Below are 23,245 nucleotides of genomic sequence, written 5' to 3'. Positions count from 1 at the left end.
TACGGGTCCGCCCCGGAAAACGCCATGCTTGACAAGACCTTCGACCCCAAGACCGCAGAGCCCCGGCTCTATGCCCGCTGGGAGGCCTCCGGCGCCTTCTCGCCGACCGACGATCCGTCGGCCGAGCCCTTTTCGGTGGTCATCCCGCCTCCCAATGTCACGGGCTCCCTGCACATCGGCCACGCCCTGAACAACACGCTCCAGGACGTCCTGATCCGGTTCGAGCGCATGCGGGGCAAGGCGGCCCTCTGGCTGCCGGGTACGGACCACGCCGGCATCGCTACCCAGATGGTGGTGGAGCGCCAGCTGGCCGCCGAGGGCAACATCGGGCGACGCGACCTGGGCCGTGAGGCCTTTCTCGAGCGGGTCTGGACCTGGAAGGCCGAGAGCGGCGGGACCATCACGCGCCAGTTGCGCCGGCTGGGCGCCTCCTGTGACTGGAGCCGCGAGCGCTTCACCCTGGACGAGGGGCTCAGCGCCGCCGTCCGCAAGGTCTTCGTCACCCTGCACAAGCAGGGTCTGCTCTACCGCGACAAGCGGCTGGTGAACTGGGATCCGCACCTGCAGACCGCCATATCGGACCTGGAAGTCGAGCAGCGCGAAGTGGACGGCCATTTCTGGCGCTTCGCCTACCCGCTGGAGGATGGCTCAGGCGAGATCGTCGTGGCCACCACCCGGCCGGAGACCATGCTGGGCGACACCGCGGTGGCGGTGAACCCCAAGGACGAGCGCTACGCCCACCTCGTGGGGAAGCGGGTACGCCTGCCCATCGTCGGGCGGCTGATCCCGATCGTGGCCGACGACTACGCCGATCCCGAGAAGGGCTCCGGCGCGGTGAAGATCACTCCGGCGCACGACTTCAACGACTTCCAGGTCGGCAAGCGCCACGGCCTGGAGATGATCAACATCCTCGACGACTTCGGCTGCATCAGCGACGCCGCGCCCGAGGCGTACCGGGGCTTCGACCGCTTTGTCGCCCGCAAGATGGTGGTCGCCGAATTCGAGGCCCTGGAGCTGCTGCGCGGCATTGACCCGACCCGGCACGTGGTGCCGCACGGCGACCGTTCCGGCGTTGTTGTCGAGCCCTACCTGACCGACCAGTGGTTCGTGGACGCCGCCACCCTCGCCAAGCCCGCCATCGCCGCGGTGGAGGACGGCCGCACCGTCCTGGAGCCGGCCGCCTGGTCCAAGACCTACTTTGAGTGGATGCGGAACATCGAGCCCTGGTGCGTCTCGCGCCAGCTCTGGTGGGGTCACCGGATCCCGGCCTGGTACGGACCGGACGGCGCGGTCTTCGTCGAGGAGACGGAGGCCGAGGCCCTGGCCGCCGCGAGGGCGCATTACGGCGCCGAGACGGCCCTGCGCCAGGATGAGGACGTCCTGGACACCTGGTTCTCCTCGGGACTTTGGCCCTTCTCGACCCTGGGCTGGCCGGACGAGACCGCTGACCTCAAGCGGTTCTATCCGACCCATACCCTGGTCACCGGATTCGACATCATCTTCTACTGGGTCGCCCGGATGATGATGCTGGGCCTGCATTTCACCGGCGAGGTCCCCTTCCGGCGGGTCTTCTTCAACGCCCTCGTCCGCGACGCCTCCGGCAAGAAGATGTCCAAGTCCAAGGGCAATGTCATGGACCCCCTGGACCTCATCGACACCTACGGTGCGGACGCCCTGCGGTTCACGCTGACGGCCATGTCGGGGCAGGGAAGGGACATCAAGCTCTCGACCCAGCGCATTGAAGGCTATCGGAATTTCGGCACCAAACTCTGGAATGCTGCGCGGTTCTGCCAGGTCAATGGCTGCGTCCGCGCCGAGGGCTTCGACCCTTCGGCGGTGAAGGGGGCGGTCAACCGCTGGATCGTCGGCGAGACGTCCCGCACCGCCGCCGCGGTGACCGACGCCATCGCCAGCTGCGGCTTCGATGAGGCGGCCAACCTTCTCTACCGTTTCATCTGGAACACCTTCTGCGACTGGTATGTCGAGCTGTCCAAGCCCGTCCTGAATGGCGAGGACGTCGACGCCCGGGCCGAGACCCGCGCCACAGCGGCCTGGGTGATGGACGTCATCCTGAAGCTGCTGCACCCGGTCATGCCGTTCCTGACCGAGGAGCTGTGGGACCAGACCGCCGACCTGGGCGCCGCCCGCGCAGAGCCCCTGCTGATTGCGGCCCGCTGGCCGGACCTGTCGGCCCTGGCGCCCGATCCGGCCACAGCCGCCGAGGTGGGGCTGGTCATCGCCGCCATCGCCGAGGGCCGCTCGGTGCGCTCGGAACTCAACGTGCCCCTCGGCGCCCGGCCCTCCTTGTTGGTGGTCGAGGCGGACGCCGCCCAGTCGGCCATACTGGCGGCCTACGCCCCGGTGATCGGCCAGATGCTCCGGGTTTCGGACGTCCGTGTCGTGACCGAAGCGCCCGCCGGCTCCATTCCCTTCGTGGTCCAGGGGGCGACCCTGGCCCTGCCGGTGGCCGAGTTCATCGACCTCGCTGCCGAGAAGGCCCGCCTGGCCAAGGAAGTGGCCGCCCTGGCCGCCACCGCCGAGCAGACCCGCCGCAAGCTGGACAACCCGGACTTCGTGGCCCGGGCGCCGGAGGAGGTCGTGGAGGAGAACCGCGAGCGCCTGGCCGACGCCGAGGCGGCTCGCGAGCGCCTGCAGGCGGCTCTCGCCCGGCTCTCCTGATCGGTCGCCACCGCTCCTGACGCGAGGTCAGTCTTCCGCCGTCCGGTGGCGGGGACTATGTTCCCTGCTGACCAGAGACCGGACCGGCGCAGGGAGGCGTGCGAGCCCATGAATTTCGATTTCTCCGAGGACCAGAAGTTCCTCAAGAACGAGGCGAGGCGCTTCCTCGAGGCCAACTGCCCGACGAGCCGGGTCCGCAAGGTGATCGACGATCCCTCGGTGACCTGGGATGCCGAGCTCTGGAAGGCTGTCGCCGGCCAGGGCTGGCTGGGCGCCGCCATTCCCGAGGAGCACGGCGGCCTGGGCCTTGGCCGTCTTGAGCTCTGCGTCATCGCCGAGGAGCTGGGTCGGGCCGTGGCGCCCATCCCCTTCGCGTCCACCGTCTATGTCCTGGCCGAGGCCGTGATGCTCGCGGGCTCCGAGGCCCAGAAGGCCGCCGTCCTGCCGGGCATCGCCGCCGGCGACGTCATCGGCGCTCTGGCCACCTCCGAGGGCCCTGGCGCCCTTGCGGCGTCCGCCATCCGCACCACGGTCGAGGGCGGCCGTCTCTCCGGGACCAAGATCCCCGTCACCGACGGCGGGATCGCCACCCATGTCCTGGTCCTCGCCAAGGAAGGCGGCCAGCCGGGCCTGTTCCTGGTCGACCTGTCGGCCGCCGGCGTGACCCGCGAGACCCTCTCCACCCTGGATCCCTCGCGGGATGCAGCGAAGCTGGTCTTCGACAAGGTCCCGGCCGAGCGCCTTGGCGGTGCGGGCGAGGGCCTGTCCCTGGTCGAGCAGGTCCTGGACCGGGCCGCGGTCCTCCTGGCCTTCGAGCAGACCGGCGGCGCTGACCGCGCCCTGGAGATGGCGAAGGAATACGCCCTGGAGCGCTTCGCCTTTGGCCGCACCATCGCCAGCTACCAGGCCATCAAGCACAAGCTGGCCGACATGTACGTTAAGAACGAGCTGGCCCGCTCCAACGCCTACTACGGGGCCTGGGCCCTCAACACCAACGCCCCGGAACTGCCGGTGGCCGCCAGCGCCGCCCGGATCGCGGCCTCCGAGGCCTACTGGTTCGGCTCCAAGGAGAACATCCAGACCCACGGCGGCATCGGCTTCACCTGGGCCGTGGACTGCCACCTGCACTATCGCCGCTCGCGCCAGCTCTCCCTGGTCGCCGGCGCCCCCCGGGTCTGGAAGGACCGTCTCGTCAGCCACCTCGAACGCCGCAACGCGGCCGCCTGAGAAGGAAACCGATCATGGATTTCAACGATACGCCCGAAGAAGCCGCCTATCGCCAGAAGGTCCGGACCTGGCTGGAGGCCAACGCGCCCCGCACCCGCGACGCGAACGATGACGGGGAGGGCGGGGGCGACCTCGCCGCCGCCAAGGCCTGGCAGGCCAAGAAGGCCGCCGCCGGCTTCGCCTGCATCACCTGGCCCAAGGAGTGGGGCGGCCAGGGCGGCACGCCCATCGACAGCGTGATCTTCGGTGAGGAAGAGGCGCGCTACCCAATCCCCTCCAACCCGTTCCAGATCGGCCTGGGCATGTGCGTGCCCACGGTGATGAACTTCGCCGACCCGGCCACCAAGGACCGCTTCGGCCCGCCGGCCATCCGCGGCGAGGAGATCTGGTGCCAGCTCTTCTCCGAGCCCAGCGGCGGCTCCGACGTGGCGGCGGCCCGCACCCGCGCCGAGAAGGCGCCGGACGGCTCGGGCGACTGGATCATCAATGGCCAGAAGGTCTGGACCACCGGCGCCCAGTTCTCGGACTTCGGCATTGTCATCGTCCGCACCGACCCGAACCTGCCCAAGCACAAGGGCCTGACCATGTTCTGGGTGGACATGAAGGACCCCGGCGTCGAGGTCCGTCCGATCCACCAGATGTCCGGCGGCTCGGGCTTCAACGAGGTCTTCTTCACCGACGTCCGGGTCAAGGACAGCCAGCGCCTGGGCGGCGTGGGCGACGGCTGGAAGGTTTCCCTGGTCACCCTGATGAACGAGCGCCTGGCCGTTGGCGGCGCCACCGGGGCGGGCTGGTCCCAGTTCCTCGAGGCGGCGCGCGACACCACCGGTTCCGACGGCGCCCCCCTGCTCCAGGAAGGCGCGGTCCGCGAGAAGCTGGCGGACTGGTATGTCCAGGCCGAGGGCCTGCGCCACGCCCGCAACCGGACCATGACCGCCCTGTCCAAAGGCCAGACCCCGGGACCGGAGAGCTCCATCGGCAAGATCGTCTCGGCCACCCTCATGCAGGACCTGGCCAACGAGGCGGTGGAGATGCTGGATCAGTACGGGATCATCAATGACCCGGACCTCGCCCCCCTGTCGGGCGGTTTCCACGGCTCATTGATGATGGCCCCGGGCCTGCGCATCGCCGGCGGCACCGACGAGATCCTGCGAAACATCATCGCCGAGCGCGTCCTGGGCCTGCCCGGAGACATCCGGCTCGACAAGGACGTCCCCTTCAAGGACGTGCCGACCGGGCGCTGAGCTCAATAATCCCAAAGGCCGCTCCGCCAGCGCCTTGCGAGCGCTGGCGGAGGGCGCTCTGGGTCGGGTTCTGATCTGACGGCGTCCGGTGGAAGCGACCTTCGCCGAAGGGCGCATTGACAGTTCCAGCGCCTGGCCGAGAGTCCTCGGCCAGCCTCGGGGAGATTCCACCGATGAAGACCATTGCCCGCACCGCTTCGCGTCTCGCCCTGGCGGTTGGCCTCGCTGCCGCCCTTCCGGCCGCCGCTCACGCCCAGGAGGCCAAGGATGCGCCCAAGTGGGACGTCGCCGCTCCGCCCGGGATGAAGGTGCGCGAGGTCCCGATTGCGGTCGAGGAAGGCACCTGGATGAACCTGGACGTCAGCCCCGACGGGCGGACCCTGGTGTTCGACCTCCTGGGCGACATCTACACACTGCCGATCAGCGGCGGCGTCCCGACCCGGATATCGGAGGGCCTGCCCTACGAGACCCAGCCGCGCTTTTCCCCCGACGGCAGGCGGATCGCCTTCACCTCGGACCGGGGCGGCGGCGACAACATCTGGATCATGAACCGCGACGGAAGCGACAAGCGCCAGCTGACCCAGGAAAGCTTCCGCCTGATGAACCAGCCCAGCTGGAGCCCGGACGGCCAGTACATCGTCGCCAAGAAGCACTTCACCACCCAGCGCTCGCTCGGTACGGGCGAGGTGTGGATGTACCATGTCTCCGGCGGGGACGGGGTGCTGCTGGTCAAGCGCCCCAGCGAACAGCACCAGAAGGAACTGGGCGAGCCGATCTTCGCCCCAGACGGTCGCCACGTCTACTTTACGCTCAACACCACGCCGGGCCCGATCTTCGAGTACGCCCAGAACAGCAATACCCAGCTGTTCGCTATCGACCGTTACGACCTTTCGACCGGCAAGACCGAGCGCGTAATCGGCGGTGAAGGCGGCGCCGTGCGTCCCACCCCCTCGCCGGATGGCAAGTGGATCGCCTATGTCCGCCGCGAGGCGACCCAGCCACGGCTCTATGTCCGCAATCTCGCCACGGGCGAGGACCGAAAGGTCTACGACGCGCTCGACATGGACATGCAGGAAACCTGGGCCGTGACGGGCGTGTATCCCAACCTGGCCTGGACCCCGGATTCGGCCAGTGTCGTGGTCTGGGCCGCCGGCAAGCTGAACCGGATCGACCTGGCTTCCGGAACGAGCAGGGTCATTCCCTTCAGGATCTCCGACACGCGCGGCCTGATCGATCCGCCGCGCCCGCCGGTCGCCGTGGCGCCGGACGTGTTCGAAACGAAGATGCCGCGCGGGGCCAGCGTCTCGCCCGACGGCCGGTCGGTGGTGTTCGAGACCCTCGGCAAGCTCTGGATCAAGCCGATGACGGGCGGCGAGCCGCGTCGCCTGACCCGGGACGATGCGGCGATGGAGGCCTATCCCTCCTGGTCGGCCGATGGCCGTAAGCTGGTCTATGTCCGCTGGACTGACGCCGGCCTGGGCGAAGTCCGCATCATTGCGGCGACCGGCGGCAAATCCACGGCCCTGACGCCGGCAGGCCATTACGCCCGGCCGCGGTTCTCCCCCGATGGCGGGATCGTGGTCTTCGAGAAGGATCGCGGCGGCTACCTCTCCAGCCCACGCGGATCGGCCGAGACCGGTGTCTACCGGGTTGCAGCGACCGGCGGCGAGATCGCCCGGGTTACCGAGAGTGGTGGAAACGCCCAGTTCGGCGTCCCCAGTGACCGCATCTTCGTGATGGAGGGCGATCCCAAGGAAAGCCGACTGGTCAGCGTTGACCTGAACGGCGAGGCGCGCCGCGTCCATGCCCGCGGGGAACTCGTCAATGACTACCGGGTCTCGCCCGACGGCCGGTTCCTGGCCTTCCGCCAGAACTACCAGGCCTACGTCACCCCCATGACGCCGGGCGCACAGGAAGTCTCGCTGTCCCCCAAGGGCGGTGCGCTTCCCGTCGTCAAGGTCAGCGGCGACGGGGCCGACTGGATCCACTGGAGCGAGGGCGGTAAGCGCCTGAACTGGTCTCTTGGTCCGACCGTGTTCAGCGCCGACCGGGCCGCCATGTTCGCCGACGCCCCGCTGGCAAAGGGCGCCAAAGCCCCGAAGTTCGAGCCGCCCAAGGCCGGTGTCTCCCTCTCGATGCGGATGACCGCGGACAAGCCCACGGGCCGGATCGCAATCGTCGGTGCGCGTGTGGTCACCATGAAGGGTGCGGACGGCGGCGTCATCGAGGATGGCGTGGTGCTGGTCGAGCGCGACCGGATCAAGGCTGTCGGACGGCGCGGCGAGGTGGCGATCCCGCCCGGCACGCCGACCCTCGACGCGACGGGCAAGACCGTGATCCCGGGCCTGATCGACGCCCACGCCCACGGACCCTATGGGATCGACGAGATCACCCCCCAGGCCAACTGGGCGGAAATGGTCAACCTGGCCCTGGGCGTGACCACCCGGCACGATCCCTCGAGCAGCGCCCGCACAGTCTTCCCGGCTCTCGAGATGACGCGCACTGGCGCGATCCTCGGTCCGCGCACCTTCTCGACCGCAGAGATCGTCTATGGCGCTCGCCAGGCCGGAGTCTATGCGCAGATCGACAGCTACGAGGACGCGCTCGCCCATGTCCGCCGCCTCAAGGCCCAGGGCGCCCACAGCCTGAAGAACTACAACCAGCCCCGGCGAGACCAGCGCCAGCAGGTGACGGCGGCGGCCCTGGCCGAGGGGATGCGTTCGGTGGCCGAGGGCGGCTCGCTCTTCGGCTTCGACATGACCCTGATCGCCGACGGCAACACCACGGTGGAGCACAACCTGCCCCTCGGCGTGATCTACGAGGATGTGCTGCAGTTCTTCAGCCAGTCGAAGACGGGTTACACCCCGACCCTAGTGGTGACCTATGGCGGCCCGGCGGGCGACCCCTACTGGCGCTCTCACACCGAGGTGTGGAAGCATCCGCTGCTGCAGAAGCATGAACCGGCGGCGATCCTGACCGCCGCCAACGCCCGCCGCGAGATTGCGCCTGAAGGCGACTACAAGGACGACGACAGCGCCCGCGAGGCCGCCAAGCTGGCGCGCCGCGGCGTGCCGGTCTCGATCGGGGCCCACGGCCAGGAGCCGGGCATCGCCGCGCACTGGGAGCTGTGGTCCTTCGTCCGCGGCGGCATGACTCCGGTCGAGGCGCTGCGCACGGGCACGATCGAGGCGGCGCGCAGCCTGGGCTACGACGGCGACATCGGAAGCCTGGAGCCTGGCAAGCTGGCCGACCTCGTCGTACTCGACGCCGATCCGACCCAGGACATCCGGAACTCCGACAAGGTCAGCAAGGTCATGATCGGAGGCCGTCTGCTGGACGCCGCGACCCTCAACGAGGAGTTGACCGGCGCCCGGAAGCGCCCCGCCTATTGGTGGGAAGGCGCGGACGGCGCCCAGGGCTACATGGGTCCGGCGGGCGGCGGCGCGGGCGCCCACTCAGATCAGGATGACGGCTAGGTCCGGAAACCGTCGGCCCGGTCCGGGTTCGGGAAACCTTCGCCGGCTCTCGGGCTCTGCGTCTTGCCGCGGCGCCTCGCCGGTGGCAATCAGGCTCAGGGTTTGAGGCTTCGCATGAACAGTCAGGAAGAGGCGTTCCGCCGGCAATCGGACCGGTCGGTGGACAACCTGCGATCGCTCTATGCGGTCGTCTTCGGCCTCAGTTTCGGCCTCGTCTTCACCGGAGCCTACGACAAGGTCCATTCCGGGCTTGTCGGCCTCAGCTTTGACCCGGCGCGCTTTGCGCTGCACGCCCTGGTGACCTTTTCCTTCGTCGTCACCCTGAGCCTCTTCCACTACCAGACTGATCGCTATCTCGACGTCATCTACAGGCGTAACGGGCTGGTGGAGGTCCGGCCTCCGCTCTTCCTGCTCGACCTCGTCCGGGGTCTGCTCGCCATGGCGCCCATCTTCCTGATGGCCCAGGCCCTGAGCGCAGAAGCCTTCGAGCAGGTGGGATTCACCTGGTTCGTGCTGGCGGGGTCGCTCTTCCTGCTGGCGAACACGCTCTTCCTGTCCTGGCCCAGCGGTGGTCGACCCGGCGCGTCCCCCGAGACCGCAGACCCCCAGGCGGACGCGATCGATGCCGTACGCGTCTTCTGGCTGCTCCTGAACAGCGCCTGCATGGTCGTGCTGTTTGGTCTCTACACGGTCTTCCGTTCCGCGGGAGAGGTCTGTCCTGCGCGGGGCGAGGCGGGCCTCCAGCCTGGCTTCGTGGCGCTCTTCTGCCTGGTTCTCCTGGCCCGGGACACGATCGATATCTCCCAGTCCTGGTCGGTCCTTCATCCCGCCACGGCGGGACCGAGGCCGACCCCTCCAGGTCGGCTGCTGTCCTGGCTTTCATTTCCCGCGCGCCGCCGGAGAGTCCGGACCCTCGCCCTGCTCCTAGCCATTGCGACCGTCGTCCTGGCGGGCCAGGCCGGGCTTCTCGATATCCTTGCCGTCACCCGGCACTGCATGACGCCCTGAGGTTTCTCAGGGTTCCTGGATGCGCCCTGAAGACACGTATTGCAGGGCCCGGCGCATGCGCTGGTCATAGTCGGCCGGGAAGGAGAGGATTCCAGTCGATGGATCCCGGACCAGACCCCTGACTTCCGGCGGAAGGCGGTACATCAGTTTCATCATGAGGTCGCTCGACACCCAGGGGCTGCCGCGGAAATAGCCGTGCCCATTTCCGGCCTCTATCTCTGGCGCATCGGAGACGTCGATGTAGGAGATCCGGTCCCGGCGATCCTTGAGCAGGCCGGCCAAGGCCGAAGGGACCTTATCGGGGTCCAGGGCTTCTCCCAGGCGCTGGTGGCCCGTGATTTCCTCCGAGATCCGCAGGGCCTCGTCCTTCTTCGAGACGTAGATGATCAGGTGCCGGGAGACGTCCAGGATCCCGTCCGCCATGTAGGCGCCGAAGACGGACCGGTCGACGTCGCTGGAGATCAGGAAGACGTTCTCGAGCTTGGAGCCATAGCGAGGTCCGTCCGCCGGTTGTCCCCGGTTGATCAGCGCCATCTGCTCGAGGGTCCGGCTCACCAGTCGGGTTCCGGCGCTGTAGCCGATGATGTGGATCCGCTCGGCATTGGTCTCGGTCTCGATCATGTGCACCAGTTCCCGAAGGTTCCGGGCCATGCCCATGGCGGTGTCGACGTCGCCCACATAGGCCGTGGCCTGGGGCGTCGCGGGCCAGGAATAGGCGATGAAGACGCCCTCGTAGCCCATGAAGTGCCACATCTCCGCCGCCACCAGGACGGGATTGTCGAAGGTTACCTTGTAGCCGTGGACATAGATGTAGACGTCCTTCTGGCGGGTGCGCTCCAGCCTTCGGTTCACCTCGGCGGCGAACCGCGCCGTCGCCTCGGCCGGCGGCGCGGCCTGTTGGCCTGCGTCCACGTAGGGCGTCAGGGACCGGTCGAGGACGCCATACTCCGTGACCCCGGAAACGACGATGGGGTATTCCTTGGACTGGGTCTTGAGCAGGGCCATGTCGCGCGCCTGTCGCCAGGTGATGCTCGGATTGCTTACGCTCACCCGGGCCTCGCCAAGATGGACCACGAGACTACGCTCGGTGGTGTAGAAATCCCCCGGGGCGTTGCCTTCGCTCTTCTTCCGTCCAGTGGCGTAGAGAAGGCCCCCATCAGGGATCTCACCGACGGGGCGATCGTCGGCCGCCCGGTCGAAGGCCCCGCTGTCGAAGGCTTCCGGCGCGGGCATGAGGGCGAGGCTCGGCGGCGCCTTGCCCGCGCAGGCCTGCAGGACGAGCCCGAAGGCCAGGGTGGCCGATAGGCGGATCAGTCGATGGAGGGGCATCCGGTCACTCCTGCCGAGATTCACCCTCCACACGTACAAGGGTCCCCTCAGCGCGCAAGGGGGGCTTCCCGAACTCAGCTCCCACGACAAAAAAAGTGGCCCCGCCGGTAACGGCGGGGCCAGTCGGGGTTGCCTCGGGAAGAGGATCAGAAGCGCTTGCGCACCGTTACGAAGGCCTGGCGAGGCGCTGCGGTCAGCAGGGTCTGGTTGTCGCCCGCGTAGCCGAAGCCGTTGGAACCGATGGTCGAGACGTAGCTCTCGTCCGTCAGGTTCGTGATGTTGGCCTGGATCTCCAGGCCTTCGGTCAGGCCCTCACCCTGGAAGCGGTAGCCAAGGGACAGGTCGGCGGTGGTGGTGGACGGGACCGACTTGTCGTTGGTGTAGGTGAAGTACCGTTCCGAGACGTAATGCACGTTCAGGGCGGCGAACCAGCCGTCACGATCGAAGCTGACCTCGGCGTTGAAGAGGTGCTTGGGCGAGTCCACCGTGGTCTTGCCGCTGATCCTCTGGGTCACGGCGCCGGCGGCGTTCCGGATGTCGTCGTCATAGGTGCTGTCATTGTAGGCGTAGGAACCGAAGAGGCTCCAGTCGTCGTTCACCTCGAACGTTCCGGCCGCCTCGAAGCCCTTGGCCGTCACGCTGCCGGCGTTGGAGAGGATGGTCGGGCTGCCGACGATTCCCGCGCCGGCGGAGGTGCCGATCAGGCGATCGTCGAACTTGACGTAGTACAGGGCCGCTACGCCCTGGAAATTACCTGAACGGTAACGCCAGCCACCTTCCAGCGTCTGGGACGTTTCCGGCTGGAGCTTTCCGCGGATCGCATCAAAGCCGGGCTGGGTCGTGGCGAAGGGCGACAGGCCGGTCCTTGCCGCTGCGAAGGCCCGCATGTTCTTCGCATAGCTCGCGAACAGTTCGCTGTCGTCGGAAAGGGACCAGGTGAAGCCAGCCTGAGGAAGGAAGGACTCCTCGGAAGTGATCGATCCATTGATCACAGGCGAACCCACCACCGTCACGGTGCTGCTTTCGACGCTGACCGACTTGAAGCCGAAGTTGACCTTGAGCTGGTCGGAAACGGTCCAGGCGTCCTCTATGTAGAAGGTCCGGGTGTCGGTTTCGAAGTCGCCCGACCACTGGGTGAAGAAGGGCCCGGAGAAGAAGCTCAGGGACGAGGACGGCGAAGCCAGGTTCTGTCCATAGAAGCGCCGCGACTGGCTGAAGTCGTTGGACTCCAGCCAACCCCCGACCGAAATCCGGTGGTCGCCCAGGTCGAAGGCGGCGCCGAGGATCAGGCCCATCCGGTCGATGGTGTACTCGGTCGTCCGGGTCGAGATCGGGGCGTTCTGGCTGGTGGCGCCGGGGACGTTGTTGTTCGGCGAGGCCACGTAGGGCGTGTACCAAATGCCCTGGCCGTCATTGGTGTGGCCATAGACGGTGGCGGTCAGGTCGATCCCGGCCACGGGACCCGCGGTGGTGAGGGCCCAGAGGGTATCGTCGCGCAGGCCCGAAGCGTCGTAGTAGGCGTCATCCACGCACTTGACCTTGCCCGGGTAGGGGTTCGCACCGGACCCGGTGTAGCAGCCGTTCCCGTCAAGGATGGGGTTCGGGCCGGCATAGTTCGAGGCGGTCTGGTAGGCGCGGGCGATCTGGACGGCCTCGGCCCAGCGGCCGGTATTGTTGTCCCAATCAGAGCCGAGACGGGAGATCATGTCCAGGGACAGGTCCTGGTAGTCGTTCTCGCGCCGCTCGGAGTAGTTGTAGAAGGCCGTGACCGTGAAGTCGCCGATCGGCTGGACGAACTTCAGGTCGATCTGCTTCTGCTTCTGCTCACCCTGGCCCTTCCACTTGTCCGCCTTCTGGTCAGCGTAGCTGATCGACCCACGGCCGCCGCCGGGCAGCTCGCCGGTGTCCGCGCGGACGAAGAGCCGGCGCATGGAGCTTGAGCCCACCGTGAGACCGACGTCGGCGCCCATGTCGGCGGTCGGCGTCCGGCTGGTGAACTTCAGGGCGCCCCCGAGGTTCGAGGTGGAGGCGACGCTGAGCGCGCCGGAGCCCTGAGCCAGTTCCACGCCCGCGAGGTCCTCCGTGGCGATGGCCCGGCTGATGTGCAGGCCGTTGTGGTTGCCATAGCTCATGTCGCCGAGCGGGACGCCGTCGAGGGTGAAGCCCAGCTGGTTCTGGTTGAAGGCCCGGATGGAGATCCGGGTCGACCACTCGTAGGCGCCGAAGGCGTCCGCGGCCTGGAAGTTCACGCCGGGCAGCTTCTCGACCATCTTGATGGGGCTGGAACCAGGCGCGGCACGTTCGATTTCCTCGACGGTGAGGGCCTGGACCTGCCGGCTCTCGCCCTTGCCGTAGACGACCAGTTCGTCGACCGTCGCGGAGTCATCCGCAGCGCTGGCGGTGGAGGCGGCGAGAACAAGAGCGAGGGCGGAGGCGCCCGAGATGAGAGCTGATTTCATGGTGGTCCCCGATTCCGACCGTTCACCCGGCCGAGTGGGGCGGAACCTAGGGAGGGCCTGCGACACATCGGCGACCCTTGGGTGACAGTCTCTTGACGGATCACTCCGGGAGGTGGCCGGAGGTCAGGAACTCACCCGGGCTCCGTCCTTGAGGGTCGCAGCAGGATAGAGCACCACCTGGTCACCGGCGGAGAGACCGCCCAGCACCACCCGATGGCGGTCATCGCCGATCCCGATCCGGACCGGCGTCAGCCGGGCGCGGCCGCCCTGGACCCGATAGACGGCCCAGCCGTCCCCCTGTCGGACGAGGGCGTCGGCGGGGACGCGCAGGGCGTCGGTGACCTCGCTCAAGGTGACCCGGACGTCGACGCGGAAGCCATGCCCGAGGGAAGGGGCCGAAGCCGGGTCTGACAGCCGCAGGATGACGCCGACCCTCTGCTCCTCCACTCCAAGGGCCGAGGTCCGCGTCCGGGCGTAGGGCTCCACCCTCAGGACGCTTGCGGGGATAGGCGGATCGCCGCCCCATCCCTCAAGCACGGCGCGCGCGCCAGGGCGCACCTGCATGGCGTCCTGCGACAGGAAATCGGCGACGACCTCCAGACCCGCGGGGTCGCCGATCTCCACCAGGGGTGTTCCGGCGGCCACCACGCCGCCGCTCTCCTGTAGGATCCTCAGGACCCGGCCGCCGGTCGGGCTCCGGACCACGGTTTCCCCCCGGCTGGCCGCCGCCGGCTGGCTGGCCTGGGCCTGGGCGCCGGCGAGCTCGGCCTTGCGGGCGGCGACGTGCGCCCGGGCGGCGCGGAGGGCGGCGTCAGCGGCGTCCAGCGCCGCCCGCGAAGCGTAGCCCTGGGCCGCCAGACGCGCCACCCGCGCCTGGTCCCTTTGCGCCAGGTCCGCGTCGGCCTCGGCCGAGGCCAGGCCCGCCCGGGTGGCGCTCACCGCAGCGTTCGCCGCAGCGGCGGTCCGGGCGTCCAGCAGGGACGGATCCGCGGGGCCGAGTGTGGCAACGACCTGCCCGCGGGCCACGGCGTCGCCGGCGTGAAGGGTCATGCGTCGCAGGTCGCCGCCGACTGGCGCGACCAGGGTGAAGACGTCGTGGATTCGCGTCTTTCCCTCGTCCACCAGGGTCATGGCGACAGGCCCCCGGTCGACCGGCTCGGTCTGCACCTTCAGGGGGCGGGGCCAGGCCAGCCAGGCGATCCCAAGGACCAGGGCGAGCCCGGCCGCCAGCCAGAACCCTGAGGCGAGGGACAGTCGGGAGATGGGTCTGGTGGTCATGGGTTCAGTCCCGGGCCTTGAGGACGGCCACCAGGTCGAGGCGGTCCACCCCCGTCCGCACGATCAGCCCGGTCACCCCTACGCACAAGAGGGTGAATCCGATGGCGAATCCATACCCGCCCGGACTGAAGACGAAGTCGAAGCTGTACATGTCGGTCTGGAAGAGGCGCATGAGGGCGATGCACAGCCCGGTCCCCAGCAGGCAGCCCGGCGCGATCGCTAGGAGGGACAGGACCATCAGTTCACCCATCAGAATGTAGGAGGCCTCACCCCGGGTGAATCCCAGGACCCTGAGCGTGGCGAGGTCACGCTCCTGCTCCGCCAGGGTCACCCGCGAGGCGGAGAAGGCGACGCCTCCGGCCATCACCGCGGCGAAGACCATGTAGATCGAGGTCATCACGCCGACGCCCTGGTCGTAGGCCCGGCGCATCGAGGCCTCGGCCTGGCGGACAAAGCTGGCGCCCGCCAGGGCCGGAGTGGCCTTGATGCGGGCGTTGAACTCGGCGTAGCGGGCAGGATCGAGCCGGACATGCACGCCGGAGATCCGGTCTGGCTCGCGCACCAGTCTGCCAAGGGCCTCGAGGTTCATGTAGGCCGCCGAGCCGACCTGGGGATCCACGATCCGGGATACCCGAACCGGCGTCCGGACCTGGCGCCCTGAAACCTGGATCACCTCGACCACATCGCCCGGCGCGACATCAAGGCGGCGGGCGAGGGCGCGCGACAGGGCGATGCCGGATGCCGGCGGATCGACGGCCCGTCCCGTCCGGTCCACGGGTCGGCTGAGGCGGGCGTCGACCGGCAGCCCGATGAGCACCTCGCGGACCTCCCGCGCCCCGCTCCGGAAACGCATTTCCTCACCCCTGAAGGGTTCCGCCGCCCGGACCCCAGGCAGTCGGGCGACGGCGTGGAAGCTTCCAGAGCCAAGGGGCTGGGCGAAGGTCAGGGTGACGTCCTGACGGTTGGCCTCCGAGAACTGCACCGAGAGCAGGCGGTCCATCACCGCCGGGAAGGCGCCGGCGACGACCAGCAGGGCGATGGCCATGGCGATGCCGGCCGCCGTACTCAGGGCCCGCCTCGGAAAACGGCCTATGCGCCTAAGGATGATCCGGGACTTGGCGTCGAGACGCAGGACCAGGGCGGCCGGCCAGCCTTTCGAGCGCGTGTAGGCCGGCGGGCGCGGCGGAGCGAGGGCCTCGGCGGGTGGCAGGCGCACGGCCTGGCGGACGGCGATCGCAGCCCCGGCGCCAACGGCCAGGAGGGCCGCCGCCCAGGCCCCGGCCATGAGGGCGGGAGAGAGGGTGAAGGCCAGGTTCGGGAAGTGGTAGTAGGCCCGGTACAGCTCGGCGACCTTGACCCCCAGGGCCAGTCCCGCTCCGGTCCCCAGCAGGGCGCCCAGGGCCCCGATCATGAGGGCGCTGCGGGCGTAGTGGCTGGCCACCGCCAGGTCGCCGTAACCAAAGGCCTTCAGCAGCCCGATGTTCGATCGCTCGGTGGCGATCATCCGGCCGAGGGCGATGTTGACCAGGAAGGCCGCCACCAGGAGGAAGATGGCGGGCAGGAAGATCGCCATGGTCGACAGTTGCCGGAGTTCCTCGCTCAGGTACCGGTCGGACATCATCCGGTCGCGCCCGAAGGCGCCCCCCGATCCATGAGGGGCGAGCAGGGCGTCGATCGCCCGGATCACCCGCGCGGGGTCGGCGCCAGGGTCCAGGCGGAAGGCGGCGTCGTTGAAGGCGCCCTCCAGATCAAAGGCCCGGGCCAGGGCCCTTCGCCCCATCCAGACCACCCCGAACCGCTCCGGTTGCGGGAACATCTCCCCTGGCGCTGCGACGAAGACGAACTCCGGGCTGTTGGCGATCCCGACGACCTCCAGCCTCCGTTGTCGGCCATGCACGACCGCCGACAGCGACCCGCCCGGCTGCAGGCCCAGGGCGTTGGCGAAGGCCTCGCTGACAAGCACCTCGTCCGGCCGGTCCGGATCCGGCCACCGGCCGCGGGTCATGGCCAGGTCGTTGACGCGGGGCCGCCCTTCGACGGGCAGGGAGACGAGCCGAGCCGAGGCCGGTTCGACCTGCCCGGGAATGTCCAGGAGGGCGAAGCCCGTCACCCGTGTCTCCACCGCCCGCACGCCGGGCAGGCTGGCGAGGGCGTCGCCAACCCGGTCCGGCGCCCGTACCGGAGCCGCGGCGAGGTCCATCATGCGATAGGCGGCGTAATAGTCGCGCCGGGTCTGATCGAGCGAGGCGCGCATCCCCGCGGCCATGACAAGGATGGAGACCCCGCAGGCCAGGACCAGGGCGATGGCGACGGCGTGCAGCCGCATGCGCCAGACGTCCCTCAGGAGCTTCCGGTCCAGCGGGTGCAGGCCCCGCCTCACCAGGTCAGGTCCGAAGGCCGTGCGCGGGCGGCGTTGGTCTCGATGGCGCGGACCCGCCCGTCCAGGAAGTGGATCACCCTGTCTCCCAGCCGGGCGACGTCGGCATTGTGGGTGACGATCAGGGTGGTCGAACCATAGCGGCTGTTGATCTCCACCAGGGCCTCGAGCACCCGGATCCCCGTCTTGAGGTCCAGGGCCCCGGTCGGCTCGTCACAGAGCAGGAGGGCTGGCCGTTTGGCCAGGGCTCGGGCCACCGCCACGCGCTGTTGTTCGCCGCCGGAAAGCTGGGCCGGGAAGTGATCCATGCGCCCAGCCAGGCCCACCAGCTCCAGGGCCTCCTCGGCCGGAAGGGGCGAGTCTGCGATCTCGCGGACCAGGTCCACGTTCTCCCGGGCCGTGAGGCTGGGGATCAGGTTGTAGAACTGGAAGATGAAGCCGACGCTCTGGCGGCGGAAGGCCGTGAGGGCTCGGTCGTCCAGGGCCGTGAGCTCCGTCTCGCGGAACCGCACCTCGCCGGAGGTGGCCCGGTCGAGGCCGCCCAGGATGTTGAGCAGGGTCGACTTCCCCGATCCTGAAGGCCCCAGCAGGACGATCAGTTCGCCTTCCCCGATCTCAAGGTCGATCTCCCGCAGGGCATGCACGGCGGCGGACCCGTCGCCATAGGTCCGTGAGAGCGCCCGGGTGCACAGAACGGGTGGATCGGCGGGCGCCGTGGCGATCACGGGCGGTCTCCTCGCGACTGGGCCTGCGTGGGCCCCTCAGGAAGTACAGGTTAGACGAGCCCTTCCCCGGGCGCATCTCCGTGGGACCCCTCCCATTGCGCCGGCCCCGCCGTGGGGCTATCTGGCGGGCCTCCCCACTCCTCGATCCGCGAGCCCGTACGCCCCATGGCGCAGCAGTACATTTTCCAGATGCAGGGCCTGACCAAGGTCTTTCCCGGCGGCAAGAAGGTGTTCGAGAACATCTGGCTGTCCTTCTACCCGGACGCCAAGATCGGCGTGGTCGGGGTCAACGGCTCGGGTAAGTCGACCCTGCTCAAGATCATGGCCGGCCTGGACAAGGAGTTCAGCGGCGAGGCCAAGGCGGCCGACGGCGTGAAGATGGGCTACCTCGAGCAGGAGCCCCACCTGGATTCCACCCTGAACGTCCGTCAGAACGTGGAGTCCTGGTGCGAGGAAAAGCGCCTGGTCGCCCGCTTCAACGAGGTCGCCGGCCAGCTGGGCGAGGACTACACCGACGAACTCATGGAGGAGATGACCACCCTCCAGGAACAGATCGACGCCGGCGACATGTGGGACATCGACTCCAAGGTCGAGATGGCCATGGACGCCCTGCGCTGCCCGCCGGACGACTGGCCGGTCGACAACCTGTCAGGCGGGGAGAAGCGCCGCGTGGCCCTGGCGCGCCTGCTGCTGTCCAAGCCCGACATGCTGCTGCTGGACGAGCCCACCAACCACCTCGACGCCGAAAGCGTGGCCTGGCTGCAGCACCACCTGGAGGCCTTCCCTGGCTGCGTCATCCTGGTGACCCACGACCGCTACTTCCTCGATCAGGTGACCAAGTGGACCCTGGAGCTCGACCGCGGGAAGGGCATTCCATACGAGGGCAACTACTCCGGCTGGCTGGAGCAGAAGACCAAGCGCATCGTCCAGGAGCAGTCCGAGAGCGAGGCCCGCCAGCGCGCCATGACCCGCGAGCTGGAGTGGGTGCGGTCCGGCGCCAAGGCCCGCCAGGCCAAGTCCAAGGCCCGTCTCGCCGCCTATGAGCGCATGGTCGCCGAACAGGAAAGCTCCCGCCAGGCCCAGACCTTCGCGGCTATCCAGATCCCGCCCGGCCCTCGCCTGGGCAATGTGGTGCTGGAAGCTTCCCACCTTTCAAAAACCTATGGCGACAAGGTTCTTTTCAAGGACCTTTCGTTCAAACTCCCGCCGAACGGCATCGTCGGCGTGATCGGTCCCAACGGCGCCGGCAAGTCCACCCTGTTCCGGATCATCACCGGCCAGGAGCAGCCCGACGAGGGGACCTTCCGCCTGGGTGAGACCGTCAAGCTGGCCTATGTCGACCAGAGCCGGGACGCCCTCGATCCCAACAAGACCGTCTGGCAGGAGGTCTCCGGCGGCCTCGACATCCTTGCGGTGGGCAAGCGGGAGATCAACACGCGGGCCTATGTCGGCTCGTTCAACTTCAAGGGCGGCGACCAGCAGAAGAAGGTGGGCCAGCTGTCCGGCGGAGAGCGCAACCGCGTTCACCTGGCCAAGACCCTGACCACCGGCGGCAATGTCATCCTGCTCGACGAGCCGACCAACGACCTGGACATCGAGACCCTGCAGAACCTCGAGGAGGCCCTGGAGGAGTTCGCCGGCTGCGCCGTGGTGATCAGCCACGACCGCTGGTTCCTCGACCGCCTGGCCACCCACATCCTGGCCTTCGAGGGCGACAGCCATGTCGAGTGGTTCGAGGGCAACTTCGAGGCCTACGAAGAGGACAAGAAGCGCCGCCTGGGCGCCGACAGCCTGATCCCCCACCGGATCAAGTTCCAGAAGTTCTCGCGGTAGGGTTCGAAGCTCGGTTGACCCCCTCACCGGGCTTCGCCCGGAGCTCCCCTTGGGGGAGCAATTGGGCGCTGTAATTCCTCCCCCAAGGGGGAGGTGGACCGCGAAGCGGGCCGGAGGGGGTCTACGGGGGCCGAGCGTTGGCTGTCAGGCCGAGGGCAGCCGCGCCCGCGCCAGGGGGCTGGCGGCGCACAGGGCCGGCAGGGCGAGGCTGAGCTCCGCCACGGCCTCAGGCAGCGGCCTGCTCATTCCACACGCCTTTGGCGAGCCCCGCTTGGGCGCGGGCCATGAATCCGCCTGTCGATCGCATGCCTCGTTAAATTACGATTGACATACCTTTCAGGCTCAAGAAGATTACGGTTGTAATTGTACTAGTCATCCGTTTTTCCCGGAGCCTGAAAACGCATGCCTCTCTGGAAGATCTACCACCCGCCCGGCGCCTTCTCCGAAACCGATAAGGCGGAACTCGCTGAAAGCCTTACGGCCGTTTACGGCGCAGTGATGCCCCGGTTCTACGTCGGGATCATCTTTGAACCGGTCGATCCGACGCAGTTTTTCGTCGGCGGAAAGCCTGCCGGACAGTTCGTCCGGATCGTGATGGAGCATATTGCCCGGAGCTTCCCTTCGCTCGAGGCCAGTCGCCGCTTCATCGACAGGATCAACGCCATCCTGAAGCCTTATGTTGCTGACCGTGGGCTGGATTGGGAATTCCACGTCGATGAGACGCCCTTCGACTATTGGTCGATCAACGGCTTCTACCCACCCCGCGCCGGCACACCGGACGAGGTTCGCTGGCGCGAAGAGAACCGCGCCTCGCCCCGCACGCACGAATAGCAAGAACGCATCATGGGTCACCTGGGCATCGCCGTTGTCACCGGCGCCTCCTCCGGCATCGGTTCCGCATTTGCAACCCGCCTCGCAAGCCGAGGCTACGACCTGCTCCTCGTGGCGCGCCGCGGCGATCGTCTCCGGGCCCTTGCCGAGCGACTGCAGGCGGATGCCGGCGTCGACGTGACGACGCTTGTCGCGGATCTCACAAGGGCGGACGACCTGGCCGATGTCGAAGCCCGCATTGCCGAAATTCCGGTCTCGTTTCTTGTAAACAATGCCGGCGTGGGCGCCCTCGGGCCGACGTCGATCGTTCCGCCTGATGCGCAGGAGGCGTTGATCCGAGTCAACGTCATCGCGCTGACGCGCCTGTCGCTGGCGGCAATCGCCCGCTTTCGAAGTCTCGGCGGAGGGACACTCGTCAACATAGCCTCGATCATGGCGCTGATGCCGAGCTCAGGCGGCGGCGCCTATAGCGGCTCGAAGGCGTATGTGCTGAACTTCACACGCTCGCTTCGCCTGGAACTCGAAGGCGCCGGCATTGGTGTTCATGCCGTGCTTCCAGGCCCGGTGCGAACAGAGTTCTTTTCGTCGCAGGGGCTGAGCGACTCGGTCTTTCCAGACCAAGCCTACATCACTCCTGAAGCGCTAGTTGATGCGGCGCTGGCGGGTGTGGCTCTCGGCGAAGAGGTAATCACGCCCACGCTTGCATCCCCCGATCCTTGGCGCGATGTCGAAGCCATGCGAAGGGCCTACCTGCGCGAGGCGATGAGTGGTGAGATCGCCCCGCGTTATCGCGACGGTTGAACTGACAGAGGATCGACGTGGCGCGCTACAGAGAGGGGCACAAACAGAGGGCCCGCGAAGCCATCCTCAAGAACGCCGCCGAGCGGTTTCGACGCGAGGGCATCGCTGCGGTCGGCGTGCGGGCGCTGATGGCTGATGCCGGTCTGACCCACGGTGGCTTCTACGCTCACTTCTCATCCCGCGCGGACCTCGTCGCAGCCGCCGTCGAAGTCGCAGCCGAAAGCACCATCGGCTATTTTGAAACCGTACTCGCCGCGGCGCCGAGCGATCGCAAGCTTGAGACCCTGATCGCGACCTACCTGCGCGAGCGCCACCGATCTTCCGTTGGCATGGGTTGCACCGCGGCTTCGCTGGCGCCTGAGATTGCTCGGGAAGGTCTCGACACCCGTGCGCGCTTCGGAATTCAGTCTGGCCGTCTCATCCAGCTTATTGCCGATCTGCTGCCGGAGGGCGGCGACGCTGGCGATCGGACGTCCCGGGCCGGCGCGGTGTTTGCATTGATGATGGGCGTTCTTCAGCTCATGCGGATCGAAACCGACGACCTGGCGGCCGAGCGCTTGATGCGCGAAGGCCGCGAAGCGGCGTTGTGCCTGGCGACGCGGCCTTGGCGAGGGCAAGGGACATCGGACCTCGGTGGTTAGTGTCAGAGCCCGAAGGTGGAGCGCCTTCGAGAGGTTGTGGTCTTCAACTTCAAGTCGCCGACATCCCCTTCAGCCGATGTCGTCAGTTCCAAATCGTCTCGAGGCTGGGCTCACCCGCTCACCGGAAGCCGCGCCCGCGCCAGGGGGCTGGCGGCGCACAGGGCGGGCAGGGCGAGGCTGAGGATGGCCGCCGCCAGCATGGCCGTGCGGACGCCCGCCGCCTCCGCCAGCAGGGCCCCGCCGAGGGCGCCGACCACCGCCATTCCGCCTGCGGCTGCCTCGAACACCCCTGACACCCGGCCCAGGTGATCGGCCTCGATCCGCGCCTGCCTCAGGCTCGACATCAGGATCATGGCGGTCACCCCGAAGAGGTCGCCCAGGAACCGGGTGGCGACCAGCGCCGTCATGCCGCCCCGGACGCCGGCGGGCGCCAGGCCGATGGCCAGGTTCACCAGCCCGCCCAGCAGCAGGACCAGGGTCAGGGTCCGGCCGGCGCCCAGCCGCCGCTCCAGGGCCGGGCCCGCCGCCGCGCCGGCCAGGGCGCCGAGGCCCCCGCAGGCGATGGCCAGGCCCAACAGGCCCGTCGGCAAGTGCAGCGTCTTCAGCGCGAACAGGACGTAGAGGCTGCCGAAGACGCCGCCGGTCAGGCCCCAGGCGAGCTGGATGAGGAAGAGGACCCGGACCTCGGGGTCCGCCCAGGCGGTCCGGAAGCCGGAGAGGACAGACAGGCCGGGCTCGGCGCCGCTCGCCTCCGGAACGGGCGGCCGCTCGCCACGGATCCGAAGCACCAGGAAGGCGGATCCCAGCCAGGTCATCGCCGTCGCCGCCACGGCCAGGGGCGCGGTCAGGAGTTGAAAGAGAACGCCGGCCAGGGCGGGCCCGCCGATCTCCGCCACGGAGTCCGTAGCTGAAAGGCGGGCGTTGGCGCCCAGTAGGTGCTCCTTCGCCACGAGGCCCGGCAGAATGGCGTGCTCGGCCATGATGAAGACGGTGCTGGCGCCTGCGATGACGGTTCCCGAAGCCAGGATCATCGGTAGGGTCAGGAACCCCGCCAGGGCCGCCAGGGGAATGACGGCGAGGGCTGCGGCCCGGACCAGGTTCATGGCGACGAGGACCCGGCGCCGCGGCTGGCGGTCTACCCACCCGCCTGCTGACAGGCCCAGCCCGAGGGAGGCGAGCCCGGTCAGGGCCGACAGCAGGCCCAGCGAGGCGGGAGAGGCGGCCAGGGTCGTGATGGCGGCGATGGGCAGGCCTTCCCGGGCGATGCGGGCGCCGAAGGCCGAGATGGCTTGCGCCGCCCAGAGGCGGTTGAAGTCCCGGGACTTCGCCGCCGCCAC

The 23,245-nt window shown here is 68.4% G+C and carries 15 protein-coding genes; 9 read left to right on the top strand and 6 right to left on the bottom strand.

Annotation, left to right across the window (positions count from 1 at the left end; genetic code table 11):
- Nucleotides 1-24 precede the first annotated feature (24 nt).
- The 5 genes from HYN04_RS08400 (at nt 25) to HYN04_RS08380 (ending at nt 9,634) form a co-directional block, all read left to right on the top strand.
- Complete coding sequence (locus HYN04_RS08400; protein WP_110450349.1) at nt 25-2,679, top strand: valine--tRNA ligase; 2,655 nt, start codon at nt 25-27, stop codon at nt 2,677-2,679.
- Nucleotides 2,680-2,787: 108 nt separating this feature from the next.
- A complete protein-coding gene (locus tag HYN04_RS08395; protein ID WP_110450348.1) occupies nt 2,788-3,906 on the top strand; it encodes an acyl-CoA dehydrogenase family protein in 1,119 nt (372 codons plus the stop codon).
- A 14-nt stretch (nt 3,907-3,920) separates the two neighbouring features.
- The gene (locus HYN04_RS08390; RefSeq protein ID WP_110450347.1) at nt 3,921-5,150 is read left to right on the top strand and encodes an acyl-CoA dehydrogenase family protein; all 1,230 of its coding nucleotides are present in this window, start codon (nt 3,921-3,923) and stop codon (nt 5,148-5,150) included.
- A 173-nt stretch (nt 5,151-5,323) separates the two neighbouring features.
- Nucleotides 5,324-8,626, top strand: coding sequence for an amidohydrolase family protein (locus HYN04_RS08385; protein WP_110450346.1), 3,303 nt, complete (start codon nt 5,324-5,326; stop codon nt 8,624-8,626).
- Between the two features lie 114 nt (nt 8,627-8,740).
- Nucleotides 8,741-9,634 carry a hypothetical protein gene (locus HYN04_RS08380; protein WP_110450345.1) on the top strand — a complete coding sequence of 298 codons (894 nt, stop codon included), beginning with the start codon at nt 8,741-8,743 and terminating at the stop codon, nt 9,632-9,634.
- A gap of 6 nt (nt 9,635-9,640) precedes the next feature.
- Here HYN04_RS08380 and HYN04_RS08375 read toward each other — a convergent pair whose 3' ends face one another.
- The 5 genes from HYN04_RS08375 to HYN04_RS08355 form a co-directional block, all read right to left on the bottom strand.
- Nucleotides 9,641-10,963, bottom strand: coding sequence for an alpha/beta hydrolase (locus HYN04_RS08375; RefSeq protein WP_110450344.1), 1,323 nt, complete (start codon nt 10,961-10,963; stop codon nt 9,641-9,643).
- Nucleotides 10,964-11,109: 146 nt separating this feature from the next.
- Entirely contained in the window at nt 11,110-13,422 is a 2,313-nt protein-coding gene (locus tag HYN04_RS08370; RefSeq protein ID WP_110450343.1) for a TonB-dependent receptor, read from the bottom strand.
- Between the two features lie 123 nt (nt 13,423-13,545).
- Nucleotides 13,546-14,700, bottom strand: coding sequence for an efflux RND transporter periplasmic adaptor subunit (locus tag HYN04_RS08365; protein WP_110450342.1), 1,155 nt, complete (start codon nt 14,698-14,700; stop codon nt 13,546-13,548).
- Between the two features lie 4 nt (nt 14,701-14,704).
- Nucleotides 14,705-17,080, bottom strand: a complete 2,376-nt coding sequence (locus tag HYN04_RS08360; protein WP_162599605.1) for an ABC transporter permease — start codon at nt 17,078-17,080, stop codon at nt 14,705-14,707.
- Nucleotides 17,077-17,802 (bottom strand): ABC transporter ATP-binding protein, encoded by a 726-nt coding sequence (locus tag HYN04_RS08355; RefSeq protein ID WP_162599604.1) that lies wholly within the window; start codon nt 17,800-17,802, stop codon nt 17,077-17,079. The genes HYN04_RS08360 and HYN04_RS08355 overlap by 4 nt, the downstream gene beginning before the upstream one ends.
- 165 nt (nt 17,803-17,967) lie before the next feature.
- On the opposite strand from HYN04_RS08355, the gene ettA reads away from it, so the two are divergent.
- The 4 genes from ettA to HYN04_RS08335 all read left to right on the top strand — a co-directional run bounded on the left by ettA (nt 17,968) and on the right by HYN04_RS08335 (nt 21,908).
- Complete coding sequence (gene ettA, locus HYN04_RS08350) at nt 17,968-19,635, top strand: energy-dependent translational throttle protein EttA (protein ID WP_110450340.1); 1,668 nt, start codon at nt 17,968-17,970, stop codon at nt 19,633-19,635.
- Between the two features lie 402 nt (nt 19,636-20,037).
- Nucleotides 20,038-20,466, top strand: coding sequence for a tautomerase family protein (locus HYN04_RS08345; protein ID WP_110450339.1), 429 nt, complete (start codon nt 20,038-20,040; stop codon nt 20,464-20,466).
- 12 nt (nt 20,467-20,478) lie between these two features.
- Nucleotides 20,479-21,267, top strand: coding sequence for an SDR family NAD(P)-dependent oxidoreductase (locus HYN04_RS08340; RefSeq protein WP_110450338.1), 789 nt, complete (start codon nt 20,479-20,481; stop codon nt 21,265-21,267).
- A 17-nt stretch (nt 21,268-21,284) separates the two neighbouring features.
- Nucleotides 21,285-21,908 (top strand): TetR/AcrR family transcriptional regulator, encoded by a 624-nt coding sequence (locus tag HYN04_RS08335; RefSeq protein WP_162599603.1) that lies wholly within the window; start codon nt 21,285-21,287, stop codon nt 21,906-21,908.
- Nucleotides 21,909-22,018: 110 nt separating this feature from the next.
- On the opposite strand, the gene HYN04_RS08330 is transcribed toward HYN04_RS08335, so the two are convergent.
- The gene (locus HYN04_RS08330; protein ID WP_162599602.1) at nt 22,019-23,245 is read right to left on the bottom strand and encodes an MFS transporter; all 1,227 of its coding nucleotides are present in this window, start codon (nt 23,243-23,245) and stop codon (nt 22,019-22,021) included.

Origin of the sequence: Phenylobacterium parvum, assembly GCF_003150835.1 — a bacterium.
Taxonomy (GTDB): Bacteria; Pseudomonadota; Alphaproteobacteria; order Caulobacterales; family Caulobacteraceae; genus Phenylobacterium; species Phenylobacterium parvum.
Note: the sequence above shows the minus strand (reverse complement) of the source record. Positions and strands in the feature narration are given on the sequence as shown.

What these genes read in the sequence shown, in the direction of transcription:
- HYN04_RS08400 (WP_110450349.1), top strand. Translation starts at nt 25, where the DNA reads ATGCTTGACAAGACCTTCGACCCCAAGACCGCAGAGCCCCGGCTCTAT.
- HYN04_RS08395 (WP_110450348.1), top strand. Translation starts at nt 2,788, where the DNA reads ATGAATTTCGATTTCTCCGAGGACCAGAAGTTCCTCAAGAACGAGGCG.
- HYN04_RS08390 (WP_110450347.1), top strand. Translation starts at nt 3,921, where the DNA reads ATGGATTTCAACGATACGCCCGAAGAAGCCGCCTATCGCCAGAAGGTC.
- HYN04_RS08385 (WP_110450346.1), top strand. Translation starts at nt 5,324, where the DNA reads ATGAAGACCATTGCCCGCACCGCTTCGCGTCTCGCCCTGGCGGTTGGC.
- HYN04_RS08380 (WP_110450345.1), top strand. Translation starts at nt 8,741, where the DNA reads ATGAACAGTCAGGAAGAGGCGTTCCGCCGGCAATCGGACCGGTCGGTG.
- HYN04_RS08375 (WP_110450344.1), bottom strand. Translation starts at nt 10,963, where the DNA reads ATGCCCCTCCATCGACTGATCCGCCTATCGGCCACCCTGGCCTTCGGG.
- HYN04_RS08370 (WP_110450343.1), bottom strand. Translation starts at nt 13,422, where the DNA reads ATGAAATCAGCTCTCATCTCGGGCGCCTCCGCCCTCGCTCTTGTTCTC.
- HYN04_RS08365 (WP_110450342.1), bottom strand. Translation starts at nt 14,700, where the DNA reads ATGACCACCAGACCCATCTCCCGACTGTCCCTCGCCTCAGGGTTCTGG.
- ettA (WP_110450340.1), top strand. Translation starts at nt 17,968, where the DNA reads ATGGCGCAGCAGTACATTTTCCAGATGCAGGGCCTGACCAAGGTCTTT.
- HYN04_RS08345 (WP_110450339.1), top strand. Translation starts at nt 20,038, where the DNA reads ATGCCTCTCTGGAAGATCTACCACCCGCCCGGCGCCTTCTCCGAAACC.
- HYN04_RS08340 (WP_110450338.1), top strand. Translation starts at nt 20,479, where the DNA reads ATGGGTCACCTGGGCATCGCCGTTGTCACCGGCGCCTCCTCCGGCATC.